Genomic DNA, 13,372 nt, shown 5'->3' with positions numbered 1-13,372 from the left:
CGTCATCGGTCGGACGAGTGGGTGGGCACCTCCCCGGGCTCGGCGGTACGCCCGTGAGGCGCGGGAACGACGTCGAGCTCGGCGCTCGACCCGGCCCCGGCGTGCGGGCCGGCGGTGAGGACGAACCGGCCGCCCTCGTGGCACGTGTGCCCGACGGCGTCGCGGTGGGCGAGCAGGCCGTGGTCCACCTCGAACGAGACGACGCGCTCGTCGCCCGGCGCGAGCTCGACCCGCCGCACGCCCACGAGCTCGCTCACGGGTCGCGAGACCGAGGCGCGCCGCGCGCGGGCGTAGAGCTGGACGGTCTCGACCGTCGGCCGGTCCCCGCGGTTCGCGACGCGCACACGCGCGGCGACACGCCCCTCGCGCTCGAGCCGTGAGGACGAGAGCTCGAGCGCGCCGTACTCGACGGGCGCGTAGCCGAGGCCGAAGCCGAACGGGTACATCGGCCCGTCCTGGTGGTCGCGGTACCGACCCACCGGCCCGCCCGGGTCGAGCGGGCGACCCGTGGGCAGGTGGTCGTGGTGCAGCGGCACCTGGCCGGTGACCCACGGGATGCTCGACGGCAGCCGGCCGCTCGCGGGCACGTCACCCGTGAGCACGTCGACCACGCCGTGGCCGCCCTCGACGCCGGGGTGGGGCACGAGCGCGAGCGCGTCGCCCAGGTGCGCGAGCCTGCCGAGGGCGAGCGGGCGTCCCGTCACGACCACCACGACGAGCCGCCGGCTCACGCGTGCGAGCGCCTCGAGCTGCTCGACCTGGCCGGGCGGCAGCTCGAGCGACGTCACCGAGTTGGCCTCGCCGCTGCGCATCGGGTGCTCGCCGACGCACGCGAGCACCACGTCGGCCTCGCGTGCCGCGACCAGCGCCGCATCGGGCCAACGGCCGTCGTCGACCGTGACCTCGGTGCCCGCGAGGCGCTCGCGCACCGCGTCGGCGATCGGCACGGCGTCCTCGCCACGGCCGTCGAGGGTCCACGTGCCGAAGAGCTCGGCCCGGGCCGTCGCGAACGGCCCGGTGACGTGCACGCGCGCGGGGGCACCCGTGCCGTCGGGCGCGAGCAGCGGGAGCACGCCGTCGTCGTCGCGCAGCAGCACCACCGCGCTCGCCGCGGCCCGGCGTGCGAGCGCGCGGTGCTCGGTCGTCAGGTGGACGCGCGCCGCGCGCGCCGGGTCGGTGAACGGGTCGTCGAGCAGACCGAGCCGCACCTTGAGCGCGAGCACACGCCCGACGGCGTCGTCGACCAGCTCCTCGGGCACCTCGCCCGAGCGCACGAGGTCCGCCAGGTGCCCGCCGTAGGCGCCCGTCACCATGTCGACGTCGACCCCCGCCCGCAGCGCGAGGGACGCGGCCTCGCGCGTGTCGTGCGCGACGCCGTGCCGCACGAGCTCGCCGACGGCGTCCCAGTCGCTCACCACCGGGCCGGCGAAGCCCAGGTCGCCCTTGAGGTGCGCGCGCAGCAGGCCCTCGTGAGCGGTCATCGGCACGGTGTCGAGGGTGTGGAACGCGCTCATCACGGTCGCGACGCCCGCGTCGACCGCGGCCCGGAACGGGCGCAGGTGACGGTTCTGCAGCGTGCGCGGGCCCACGTCGACCTCGGCGTAGTCGCGTCCGCCCTGCGCGAGCCCGTAGCCCACGTAGTGCTTGGCGCACGCCGCGAGCGCGTCGGCGGCGAAGGTCCCGTCACCCCGTGGGCCTGCGTCGTCGGCACCCTGAAAACCCTCGACCGCCGCCGCACCCAGGTGCGCGCCGAGCCAGGCGTCCTCGCCCCAGCTCTCGGCGACCCGGCCCCAGCGCGGGTCCTGCGCCACGTCGAGCATCGGGGCGAAGGTCCAGCGCACGCCGTCGGCCGTCGCCTCGCGTGCGGCGACGCGGGCGCACGCCCGCACCAGGTCGGCGTCGAACGAGGCCGCCTGGCCCAGCGGGATCGGGAACACCGTGCGGTGGCCGTGGATGACGTCGCGCGCCACCACGAGCGGGACGCCGAGCCGCGAGGACTCGACCGCGGCGCGCTGGAGCGCGTTGACGGCCTCGGCCTGCGTGCCGGCGTCGCGCACGTTCCCCGCGTGCTCACCGCTCGCCACGATGCACGTGCCGAAGGCCCCGGCCGCGAGCGCGTCGGCGTCGCGCACCGGGTCGGGGTTGGCGACCTGGACGAGCTGGCCGACCTTCTCCTCGAGCGTCATCGCCGCGCGCAGCAGCGCGACGCGCTCGGCGACGGGCAGCGTCCGGTCGAGCCAGGGGCGGTGCGCGGGCGCGGTCACGGCAGCTTCACCTCGAGCTCGTGCGAGCCGTCGAGCGCGTCGGCGAGGTCGGCGAGCGCGACGACGAGGCCCCCGGTGCGGTACGGGTGCTCGACGCGCCGGGCGGGCAGGTCGCGCCCCGCGACCCGCAGCGCCGTCGGGCCCACGCCGCGACCGCCGACGCGGTAGCGCACCCGCAGCGTGCGGCCGTCGAGGGGTACCGTCGCGCGCAGCCCGTCGAGATGTGCGGGCAGCACGGGGTCGATCTCGACCGATGCACCGCGGCGCCGCACACCGAGCAACGACTGCGTCAGCACACGCACCAGCACGCCGGGACCCGACGAGTAGATGCGCCAGCCACCCTCGAGTCCCGTGGCGCCGGTGAGCACGTCGCCGTACCGGGCCGCGAACTCGGCCCTGTCGGCCACCGCGGCGTCCGAGCTCGACGCGTAGGCGGTGGCCTGCCGACGGCGCGCGCCGGGCACGTGCGTCGGGTCCGTCGCGAGGACCTGCCGCACCCCGGCCCACAACGCCTCCGGGTCGCCCCAGTGCGCCATCGCCTCGCACCAGCGCAGGTGCGCGTGCACGTACATGAGGCCGATCTCGCGTCCCACGAACGTCGCGGTCTCCGCACGCTGGAAGTGCCGCATCTGCCCGCCGTGGTAGCCGGGCGGGCGGTCGAACAGGCGCACGCCGTCGACCCCCATGAGGTGCGTGCGCACGAGGTCCACGTGGTGCGCGGCCCCTGCGCGGTCGAGCACGCCGTCGCCCACCGCGTGGATCATCTGGAGCGCACCGCGGCGCAGCCCCGTCTCGGTGTCGCGCGGGTGGACGAGGTACCGGCGCACGCGCACGCCGTCGGCCGCGGGCTCGAGCTGCGCGTAGCCCGTGAGCTCGCCGTCCACGACGAGGTGGCGGTGCAGGTCGGCGGCGACCTCGGCGGCCTCGGCGCGCAGGCGCGCGACGCGCTCGTCGTGCCCGCCCGCCGCCTCCAGGCCGTCGGCGAGCGTGCGCAGCGCCTGGTGGTGGAGCACCACGGTCCACGTGCTCACCAGGGTGGTCGCCATCTCGGGCTCGGCGGGCTGGAGCGAGTCGTTCCAGTCGCCGTGGCCGTAGGCGACCAGGTGCGTCCCGGGCAGCGCGCCGGCACGGGCACGTGCGAGGGCCCGGTCCAGGTGCTCGAGCACCGAGGCCGGGGCCGCGCCGCCGAACCAGCCCACCTGCTCGTCGAGCAGGCTCGCATCGGCCGTGGCGAGCAGCAGCCGCCCGACGGCGAGCACGGGCCAGTGCACCACGTCGCCGTGCGGCGGCTCGTGGCGGAACTCCTCGTCGCCGGGCACGAACCCGAAGGCCTGGGGCCACGAGCCGTCGTCGGACTGCGCCGCGAGCACCGTGCGCAGCAGCGTGCGCGCGTCGTCCGTGCGGTCGAGCGCGAGCAGCAGCTCGAGCGGACCCTGGGTCACGTCGCGCGTGCCCCACGCCCCGCCCGTGTACTGCTCGAGTCCGCGCGGCGACAGGTGGTGGACCAGGGCGTCACGCACGAGCCACGGCAGCGCCGCGTCGAGCGCGTCCACCTCGGCGCGCGCCGGGCCGTCGGCCTCGACGCGCAGGGAGGTGACCGAGGGCCACCAGGCCGACGAGGACGCGGGCCCGTCCGGCCCGTGCGCGGGTGCGGTGTCGGGCGCCCCGTCGGCCAGCCCTGCGGCGGCGACCGCCGCACCGACGGCCGGGCCACCCGGCTCGTGGACCTGCAGCTCGAGGTCGAGCACCGGGACCGGCTCGGTGGTCAGCGTGACCACACCGCCCTGCCGCGACACGCCGTCGTCGAACAGCGGGCCGTCGTCGCCCGCGTGCAGCGGCGTCGACGCACGCACCGCGAGCAGCAGCGGCTCGCCCCCCGCCTCGACCCGCACGACGACGCCGTCGGGCGTGGTCTCGACCGCGGGAGGCTCCGACCCGCGCGGGGGCAGCGGCTCGTCCGGGGTCGCCAGGTGCAGCGCGAGGAGGACGCGTCGTGGAGCGCCGTCGACCGTGACGCGCAGGCGCACCACGTGCTCGTCCGCGGGAACGTGCGTGCGCACCTCGACGCGGGGGCCGCCAGCGCCGAGGCGGTGCACCCAGCGGGCGCCGTCGAGCGTGGTCGCGTGCACGAGCGGCAGGTCGAGCAGGTGCCACGCGTCGCCGTCCTCCACCAGCACACGCAGCCCGTAGGCGCGGTGCAGGTTGAGGTAGCCCCGCACGGTCGTGAGCACGCGGCCCTTCGTCGCGTGGCCGCGGGTCAGGTAGGACGCGGGCGAGCCGGTCATCCACGCGGTGGTCGTGAGGCCCGCGGGATCGGGCTCGGCCCTGTCGCCGGTGCGCAGGATCGTGCCGTGCGGGCGCAGCACAGCGAGCTCCTTGGCACGCGTGACCACGTGCTCGTCGCCCGCGAAGAACGAGAGCAGCCTGCCGTCGTCGGCGCGCTCGACCACGCGCCACTCGCCCGGCCAGCCCGTTTGCAGCTCGGCCTCGGTCAGGTCCGGCACCTCGCGCACGCGCACGTCCGCGGTCGCCGCCCCCGGGCGGGCGACGTGGGCCGCGGTGCGCACCGTGTAGACGCTGCGCGGCGCCTCGTGCGCCTCGGCCCCGGACGGCGGCTCCCAGGCCGCCGTCGTGTGCGCGAGCTCGAGCGCCTCGCGTGCGTACGTCGCGTCATCGGGCGTGGTGGGGGCCGGGTGGTCCGCCACGAGCAGCCCCGCGAACGTCACGCGCCACGGTGTCCCCGGCTCGAGCCGCACGCGCTCGGTCTGCAGCGTCGCGAGCGTGTGCTCGTGCTGACGGCGGCGCGAGGGCAGGTCGCCCGTGGGGCCCGACGGCGCACCCGCGCGGGCCGCGAGACCGTGGACGTCGAGCGCGTCCGTGGCCCAGCCCGCCACCCGGGCGTCGCACGCCAGCACGCACCACGGCGTGCGCCCCGCCTGCGCGAGGTTCTGCCGCACCGCGAGCGCGGTGCCCGTGGGGCGGTCGAGCGGGCTCACGTCGAGGTACTGGCTCACGTACAGCTCGTTGGCGCGCAGGGCCCCCGGGGCCGCGAGCGCGACGTCGTGCGCGTGCACCAGGTCGACCTCGCGGGGTCCGCCGGTCGCGGTCACCGCGACGTGCCACGCCCACGCGGACCGCTCGGGGTGCAGCACCCAGCGCACGTCCCAGCGCAGGCCGGCGTGCTCACCCACGTAGCCGACGCCGTCGTCGTGCACCGTGACCCGGGACGGCGAGCCCGCGCCCAGCAACGGGATCACGGTGCCCGCCGCACCCTCGCGCAGCCACAGCTGGACCAGGCCGGGCTCGAAGGCCGAGGCCGCGTGCTGCACCAGCTCGACCTCGCCGGCCGTGAGCGACGCGAGCCCACCACCCTCGACCACGAGCGCGTGCAGCGTCGACGAGGCGACCCGCCACGGGCCCCTCGCGTGCGCGGCCGTCACTTGATCCCCGTCATCGCGATGCCCTGCACGAAGTACCGCTGGAGCAGCAGGAAGACGATCAGCACGGGCACCACCACCACGACGGCGCCCGCGAGCAGCAGCCCGTAGTCGGTCTGGTTCTGGCCCGTGCTGTAGAGCGCGAGCGCGACCGGGAGCGTGTACTTGTCCTCGGTGGTCGCGACCACCAGGGGCCACAGGAAGTTGTTCCACGAGCCCAGGAAGGTGAGGATCGCGAGCGTCGCGAGCGCGGGCTTGGCGAGCGGCACGACGATCTGCACGAAGATCCGGGCCTCGCTCGCCCCGTCGACGCGGGCCGCGTCGATGAGCTCGTCCGGGATGCCCAGGAAGAACTGCCGCATGAGGAACACCCCGAACGGCGCCGCGAGGAACGGCAGGATCAGCCCCCCGTAGGTGTTGACCAGCCCCATGTTCGCGACCAGCACGAACAGCGGGACCAGGGTCACCATGCCGGGGATCATCAGCGTTCCGAGCACCACGCGGAACAGCAGCTGCTTGCCCGCGAAGTCGCTCTTGGCGAGGACGTACCCGAGCATCGAGCAGAACACGAGGTTCCCGAGCGTCACCGCCGCGGCCACGAGGGTCGAGTTGGTGAAGAACTGCGGGAAGTCGAGGCGCTCGAACAGGTCGCGGAAGTTCTCGAGCGTGGGCGCCTCGGGCCACCAGGTGGGTGGCACGCGGCGGATCTCGCCCTCGCTCTTGACCGACGCGAGCGCCATCCACACGAACGGGCTCATCACCACGACCAGGCCCAGGCCCAGCACGAGGTAGGCGGCGAGGTGCGGCCGCGCGGTGCCGATGGGCCGCTCGCGCGTGCGCCGGGGGCGGCCAGGGGCGTCCGTCGGGGGCTCGGTGGGCGGCAGGGGCGTGCGCGTCGGGGCGCTCATCGTCCGATCTCCTTGCTCGCGACGGCGGCGGGCCGGCGGTGCCACCAGCGGCGGCGGCGCACGGTGTCGCGCTCGCCGAGCAGGCGGAACTGGATCAGCGTCAGCACGACGACGGCCAGGAAGAGCACGTAGCTCATCGCGGCGGCGTAGCCGTAGTTGCCGAAGCCGAACTGGTTGTAGGTGTGGAAGGCGACCGAGAGCGTGCTGTTGAGCGGCCCGCCCTGGGTCATCACGAACGGCTCCTCGAAGAACTGCACGTAGCCGATGCCCGTGATGACGGCGCCGAACAGGAGCGTGGGGCGCATGGTCGGCAGCGTGATGAAGCGGAACCGCTGCCAGGCGTTGGCGCCGTCGAGCGCCGCGGCCTCGTGCAGCGACGTCGGCACGCCCTGGAGCCCGGCCAGGAAGATGATGATGAGGGTGCCGATCGAGCGCCACGTGGCCATCGCGATCATGGCCGGCATGGCCCAGGTGGTGCTCGCGAGCCAGTTGGGCCCCTCGATGCCGAACCAGCCGAGCACCTCGTTGAGCAGGCCCTGGTCGGGGTGCAGCAGGAACCGCCACACCACCGCGACCGCCACGATGCTCGTCACGACGGGCATGTAGTAGCCCACACGGAAGAACGTCTTCAGCCGCGTGATCCCCGCGTTGAGCACCACGGCGACCGCGAGCGAGACCGCGAGGGTCAGCGGGACGCCCACGAGCACGAAGTACGCGGTGTTCGCCGCGGCCTTGCGGAACATCGGGTCCTGAGCGACGGCGACGAAGTTCTCGAGGCCGACGAACTCGACCGCGAAGGGGTTGCGCAGGTCGCGGCTGCGGATGTCCGTCACGGCCATCGCGAGCGACATGAGCACCGGGCCGGCCGTGAACGTCACGAACAGCAGCACGAAGGGCAGCGCGAAGCCCCAGGCCGCACGCGTCCGACGGCGGTACAGGGGCGGGCGCGTACGGATCCGCCGCGGCTGGTCGGGGGTGCCCCGACCCGGCGCGGGTGCGCCGGGTCGGAGCGCGGGCTGGGCGGTCATGTCAGAGACCGGTCCCGATGGCCTCGGCCTGCTGCTGGATGGTGGTCGCCACCTCCTGCGGGTCGGCCCCGGCCTTCGCGAGGCGCTCGAGCTCGGTGTCGATCACGCTCGCGACCTCCTCCCACGTGGGGATCGCGGGCGGCGCCACGGCGGTCTCGAGCTGCTCGCCGAAGACGCCCAGGTACTCGTCGTCGGCGATCGCCGGGTCCTCCCACGCCGAGGCGACCGACGGCAGGTCGTTGACCGTCTCGTACCAGGCCACCTGGGTCTCGGGGCGGCTCAGCCACTCGACGAGCTTCCACGCGGCGTCACGGTTGTCCGAGTCCTCGAACACCGCGAGGTTCGCTCCACCGATGAACGAGGCCTGCTCCTCGCCCGCGGGCAGCGGGGAGAGCGCGACGTCGGCCATCCCCGCGGCGTCGAGCTCCTCGAGGATGCCCACGTGCCACGGACCCGAGACGAAAGCGCCGATGTCACCGGCCATGAACGACGGCTCGAGCGAACCCTGCGGCAGGTCGGTCGGCGCGAGCCCGTCGGTGAAGAACGACTGGTAGTACGCGAGCGCCTCGACCATCTCGGGGCTGTCGATGGTGAACTCGGTGCCGTCCTCGTTCGTCATCTCGGCGCCGGCCTGCCACGCGAACGGCATGAACGTCTGCCAGGCGCCGGTCTGACCGGGCTGGAGGTTGACGCCCCACTCGGCGCCGGCCGCCTGGGCGTCGGCAGCCATGGCGGTCAGCCCGGCCCAGTCGGTCGGCGACTCGAGGTCGGCGCGGTGGTAGAGCACACGCGTCTCGACGTACCACGGCACGCCGTAGTGGGTGCCGCCCACGTTCGTGCTCTCCCACGCGCCCTCGAAGAACGCGTCGCCGTCGATGAGGTCGGGCGTCGGGTCGAGCGCACCGGTCGCGGCGAACTCGCCCATCCAGGTGGTGCCGATCATCGTGACGTCGGGCGTCTGGCCGCCCGCGATCGCCGTCGCGATCTTGTCGTGCGCCGCGTCCCACGGGATCGCGGTCACCTGGACGTCGACGTCGGGGTTCTCCTCGGCGAACGCGTCGGTGAACGCGCCGAGGTTCTCGCCCTCGGTGCCCATGGCCCACACCTCGATGGTGCCGCTCGCGGCGCCCTCCTCGACGGCCGCGGCCTCCTCGGGCGCCGCCTCGCCGTCTCCGGCGTCGCCGCGCCCGCATCCAGCGAGCCCGAGAGCGGTGATGGCGAGCGCCGCGGCGCCCACCCGCACGTTCCTGTTCATGGCATGTCCTCCTCGTCGAGTCCCCCGGGGGTGGGGTGCCGCGCATCTATGCGCTTAACTACCGTCCCGTGGGCACCTTAAGCGCTTAGAAAGTGATCCGCAACACAGGACGCCGTCGTCGGCCGTCCGCCCAGGTCAGGCGTGCGGGGAGGGGCAGCCGCAGGACTCGCGGTGCAGCAGCCGCACCGGGAGCGTGCGGTCCACCGGCGGCGCGTCGGGATCGGCGAGCGACGCCATGAGCACGTCGACGGCGAACCGGCCCATCGCCTCCATCGGCTGCCGCGCGGTGGTGAGGCTCGGCCGGTGCAGGCGTCCCGCGACCACGCCGTCGAACCCGGTCACCGCGACGTCACGCGGCACGTCGCGCCCCTCGGAACGCAGCACGGTCATGAGGTCCATCGCGTGCTGGTCGCTCGCGCACACGAGCGCGTCGGGCAGCGCGTCGGTGCGGCTCAGCGCCCGCACCACCGGGAACGGGTCGTCGGCCGCGAGGGGCGTCGGGTCGAGCACCCGCTCGGGCACGCGCAGGCCGCGCTCGCGCAGCGCCGCACGCATGCCCTGGAAGCGCTCGGCGTAGTCCGTCATCTCGGGTGACCCGACGAACTCGACGTGCCGGGCGCCGTGCTCGGTGATCAGGTGCTCCGTCAGGTCCCGGGCACCTCCCACGTTGTCGACGCGCACGTGGTGCAGCGCCCCCTCGCCGTACGGCATCGCGAACGCGACCACCGGCAGGCGGCGCGCGAGCTGGTCGAGGATCTCCTCCGAGCGGTCGCCGGGGAACACCGCGAGGCCGTCGACCCGGCTCGCGACGTCGATCACCCCCCGGTCCTCGCCGCCCGGGCCGCGGCCGATGAGCAGCGCCCGACCCCGCCGGGCGCACTCGAGCTCGAACCCACGCTGGACCTCGTCCACGTAGAGCGGGAACACGCGGAAGTCCTCGTCGTCGGCGTCGTCCGCGAACGCACGCTCGGCCACGTCACCACCGAAGTACGCGCCGGGGTCGCTGCGCACGGGGCGGCCACCGCTCGTGCCGTCGGCCTCGAGCAGCATGTCGAACGAGTACAGGCCGAGGGCACCCGTGCGTCCGCGCGCGAGCCCCCGAGCGCTCGCGCTCGGCACGTAACCGAGGCGACGCGCGGCCTCGAGCACCGCCGCGCGCGTGCTCTCGCGCACGCGCTCGGGCTGGCGGAACGCGAACGACACGGTCGCGATGGACACGCCGGCCTCCTGCGCGACGTCGTACACCGTCGGCCGCTTCGCCATGCCCACCTCCTCGTCCGCGTCGAAGCCTAAGCGCTTCACAGCTCAAGGCTCCGCACCACGCCCTCGAACCGCGCCCGCCCCGGCACGCCCGCACCGCGGGTCCGCACGCACGCCGTCCGATGCCCGCGCGCACGCAGCCCCGCCCACGCGCGGTCCGGGTGCGACGGCACGTTCCGCAGGAGACCGGACAAGTATGATCAACCCGCGGCGCCAGCGATCCACCCCCGACACCGACTGGCGCGGGAGGGCGAGCCGGTGAGCACCGCACCCCGTCGCGACGAGGCCCCCGCACCACGTGCGCGACCGCGCGCGACCATGCGCGACGTCGCCGCGCTCGCGGGCGTCAGCATCAAGACCGTCTCCCGCGTGGTCAACGGTGAGACCGGGGTATCGGTCGCGATGAGCGAGCGGGTCAAGGCCGCTGCTCTGGAGCTGAGCTTCCAGCCCGACCTCATCGCCGGCAACCTGAGGCGTACCGGTCGGCGGTCCCGCAGCCTTGGGCTGGTGCTGGCGAGCGTCGACAACCCGTTCTGCGCCTCGATCCACCGTGCCGTCGAGGACGTCGCGCACTCCCGGGCCGTGGCCGTGTTCTCGGCGAGCACCGATGAGAGCCCGGAGCGCGAGCGTGCCCTCGTCGCAGCCTTCACCGCGCGGCGGGTCGACGGGCTGATCATCTCGACCGCATGCGCACCGCAGGACTACCTCCAGCCCGAGGTCGATGCCGGGACGCCGATCGTGCTCGTCGACCGTCCGCCCGTCAACCTCACGGTCGACACCGTGCTCGTCGACAACACGGCGGGGGCCCGCGGCGCCACGGCCCACCTGCTGCGGCGGGGCCATCGGCGGATCGCCTTCCTCGGCGACCTGACGACGATCGCCACGGCACGCGACCGGCGGAACGGCTACCTGCTGGCGATGCGGACCGCCGGGGCGCCGGTGGACCCTGCGCTCGTCGTCGAGAACCTCCGCTCGGTCGATGACGCCTTCGAGGCCGTGCAGCGACTGCTCCGCGCCCCCGAACCACCCACGGCACTGTTCACGAGCCAGAACCTCGTGACCATCGGAGCGATCCGGGCCCTTCGCTCCCTCGGGCTGCACCACGATGTCGCCGTGGTGGGTTTCGACGACTTCGATCTCGCCGACCTCCTGGACCCCGCGGTCACCGTGGTCGCGCAGGACCCTGTGGCGATCGGCCGCACGGCAGCCGAGCGGGTGTTCGCGCGCCTCGAGGAGCCCCACCTCCCCCCGGCCGAGACCCTCCTGCCGACGCGACTCGTCGTGCGCGGCTCGGGCGAGATCATGCCTCGGCCCGCGATCGTCAGTGCACTCTGACCTGTGATGTCCGCCCAGCGATGGGACAACGTTGTCCACGTTGCCCGCAGGCCCCGTGGCGCACGGCGGCACTAGCCCAGTCATGGTCAACTGCACAAGAGTCTTGCGCGAAGTTCACCCATAGGTGTTCAGTTGAGGACGGCACCTCGGTGCCGCCTCTCGGGGGCTCCCCGACGCAGGAAGCTCCTCACGCCGGTGGCGACCGGCTGCATGGTTCTGCGCTGACATCGGTGTCAGCGCGGTCGAAGCGTGACGGCAGTGCGGCCGTGCCGCGCCGCCGCCCGCGCAGGACTCTGGGGGACAGAACGATGAGAAGAGCTGTACGAGGCGCGCTGGGCGCCGTGTGTGCCGTGACGATGATCGCTGCGCTGCAGCTGCCGTCCGCGGCAGTCGACCGGCCGGACCTCACCCCGGACCGGGGTAAGGGTGGCGTGGAGACGAAGGCCGTCTTCCACCCGGGTTCGACCTATGTCGCCAACTGGACCCGCGCCGACGCGCTCAAGATCGCGCCGGACGACAGCAACACCAAGCCACGGATCCCCGAGGACTTCCCGCTCATGACCGAGGAGGTCTGGGTCTGGGACACCTGGCCGCTGACAGATCTCGACATGGAGCCCGTGGCGTACGAGGGATGGAACATCATCTTCTCGCTGGTGGCACCCCGAGACATCTTCTTCGGGGACCGGCACTGGCAGGCCCGGATCGGGTACTTCTACTCCCAGGACGCGCAGAGCTGGACCTACGGCGGAGAGCTGTTCCCCGCCGACTCGTCCTTCGGTTCGCGGGAGTGGGCCGGCTCGACCGTCATCACCGAGGACGACGACGTCCACGCGTTCTACACGGCCTCCGGGCGGGACGACGGCGGCATCGATCCCACCGACGCCCTCCAGCGGCTCGCGCACGCCGAGGGCCGCATCCACGCCGACGACGACGGGGTGTGGTTCACAGGCTTCGAGGACCACACGATCATCGCCGAGGCGGACGGCAGGCTCTACCAGACGCTCGAGCAGTCCGAGAGCGGACCGATCATCTACGCCTTCCGCGACCCGTTCGTCTTCCGCGACCCGACGGACCGCCAGATCTACGCCCTGTTCGAGGGGAACAACGGAGGTGTGGCCGGTTCGCACAGGTGCGACCGCAAGGAGATCGGCCGCGTCCCACCGGGCCACGTGGTGCCGGACGACGCCCGGTACTACACAGGCAACATCGGGCTCCTGCGCCTCAACCGCGGCTCGGACTTCACGAGCTGGCGGCTCATGCCGCCGCTCCTCTCAGCGGAGTGCGTGAACCAGCAGACCGAGCGCCCGCACCTCGTGGTGCACGAAGGCCGCTACTACCTGTGGACCATCAGCCACGAGTTCACCTTCGCACCGGGCCTGTGGGGACCGGACGGTCTCTACGGGTTCGTCGGAGCCGGGCTCCGCAGCGACTACAAGCCGCTCAACGGGAGTGCCCTCGTTCTCGGCAACCCGCAGGACGCACCGCTGCAGAACTACTCGGACTACGTGATGCCCAACCTGCTGGTCGAGAGCTTCATCGACACCGTGCCCACCGCCGACGGTGGTGTCCGCTACGGAGGCACCCTCGCGCCCACCCTCGAGATCGAGCTCGACGGTGCGGCCAGGACCTCCGAGCTCGTCGCCGAGCTCCCGTACGGGTACATCCCGGCCAACCGGTCGGTTCCCTGACCCGGCGGACGAGCTCCGTCGCGGAGGCTCGTCCCACGGACGACCGTAGGGGCGGGGCCGGGGGCCCGCTGCCCCCCCCCCCCCCCCCCCCCCCCCCCGCCCCCCCCCCGCCGCCCCCCCCCCCCCCCCCCCCCCCCCCCCCCCCCCCCCCCCCCCCCGCCCCCCCACCACGACGCCCCCCCCACCCCCCACGCCGA

The 13,372-nt window shown here is 74.0% G+C and carries 8 protein-coding genes; 2 read left to right on the top strand and 6 right to left on the bottom strand.

The genetic code is table 11. The annotated features are described in order from the left end of the window. Positions 1 to 2 precede the first annotated feature (2 nt). From GXB85_RS15325 to GXB85_RS15300, 6 genes are all read right to left on the bottom strand, one after another. The gene (locus tag GXB85_RS15325) at positions 3 to 2,264 is read right to left on the bottom strand and encodes a glycoside hydrolase family 3 N-terminal domain-containing protein (RefSeq protein ID WP_161918534.1); all 2,262 of its coding nucleotides are present in this window, start codon (positions 2,262 to 2,264) and stop codon (positions 3 to 5) included. Next, positions 2,261 to 5,704, bottom strand: a complete 3,444-nt coding sequence (locus GXB85_RS15320) for a hypothetical protein (RefSeq protein WP_161918533.1) — start codon at positions 5,702 to 5,704, stop codon at positions 2,261 to 2,263. The genes GXB85_RS15325 and GXB85_RS15320 overlap by 4 nt, the downstream gene beginning before the upstream one ends. Further along, on the bottom strand, positions 5,701 to 6,609 hold the full coding sequence (locus GXB85_RS15315; protein WP_161918532.1) for a carbohydrate ABC transporter permease: 909 nt from the start codon (positions 6,607 to 6,609) through the stop codon (positions 5,701 to 5,703). Before GXB85_RS15315 ends, GXB85_RS15320 begins: the two co-directional genes overlap by 4 nt. Continuing rightward, the gene (locus GXB85_RS15310; RefSeq protein WP_161918531.1) at positions 6,606 to 7,637 is read right to left on the bottom strand and encodes a carbohydrate ABC transporter permease; all 1,032 of its coding nucleotides are present in this window, start codon (positions 7,635 to 7,637) and stop codon (positions 6,606 to 6,608) included. The genes GXB85_RS15315 and GXB85_RS15310 overlap by 4 nt, the downstream gene beginning before the upstream one ends. Before the next feature lies 1 nt (position 7,638). Then, the gene (locus GXB85_RS15305; protein WP_161918530.1) at positions 7,639 to 8,892 is read right to left on the bottom strand and encodes a sugar ABC transporter substrate-binding protein; all 1,254 of its coding nucleotides are present in this window, start codon (positions 8,890 to 8,892) and stop codon (positions 7,639 to 7,641) included. Between the two features lie 135 nt (positions 8,893 to 9,027). Beyond that, positions 9,028 to 10,194: a LacI family DNA-binding transcriptional regulator gene (locus GXB85_RS15300; protein ID WP_370524279.1), complete on the bottom strand. Its 1,167-nt coding sequence runs from the start codon at positions 10,192 to 10,194 to the stop codon at positions 9,028 to 9,030. A 216-nt stretch (positions 10,195 to 10,410) separates the two neighbouring features. Here GXB85_RS15300 and GXB85_RS15295 point away from each other — a divergent pair, with 216 nt between their 5' ends. Further along, positions 10,411 to 11,487 (top strand): LacI family DNA-binding transcriptional regulator, encoded by a 1,077-nt coding sequence (locus GXB85_RS15295; protein WP_370524278.1) that lies wholly within the window; start codon positions 10,411 to 10,413, stop codon positions 11,485 to 11,487. A gap of 431 nt (positions 11,488 to 11,918) precedes the next feature. Continuing rightward, complete coding sequence (locus GXB85_RS15290; RefSeq protein WP_370524277.1) at positions 11,919 to 13,175, top strand: glycoside hydrolase family 68 protein; 1,257 nt, start codon at positions 11,919 to 11,921, stop codon at positions 13,173 to 13,175. Positions 13,176 to 13,372 lie beyond the last annotated feature (197 nt).

Origin of the sequence: Cellulomonas sp. APG4 (assembly GCF_009996735.1) — a bacterium.
Taxonomy (GTDB): Bacteria; Actinomycetota; Actinomycetes; order Actinomycetales; family Cellulomonadaceae; genus Actinotalea.
The sequence above is the reverse complement of the archived record's forward strand: the minus strand, read 5'-3'. Positions and strand labels throughout refer to the sequence as shown.

Excerpts from the sequence above, each read along its gene's own strand:
- GXB85_RS15315 (WP_161918532.1), bottom strand. The coding sequence starts at position 6,609 with ATGAGCGCCCCGACGCGCACGCCCCTGCCGCCCACCGAGCCCCCGACG.
- GXB85_RS15310 (WP_161918531.1), bottom strand. The coding sequence starts at position 7,637 with ATGACCGCCCAGCCCGCGCTCCGACCCGGCGCACCCGCGCCGGGTCGG.
- GXB85_RS15305 (WP_161918530.1), bottom strand. The coding sequence starts at position 8,892 with ATGAACAGGAACGTGCGGGTGGGCGCCGCGGCGCTCGCCATCACCGCT.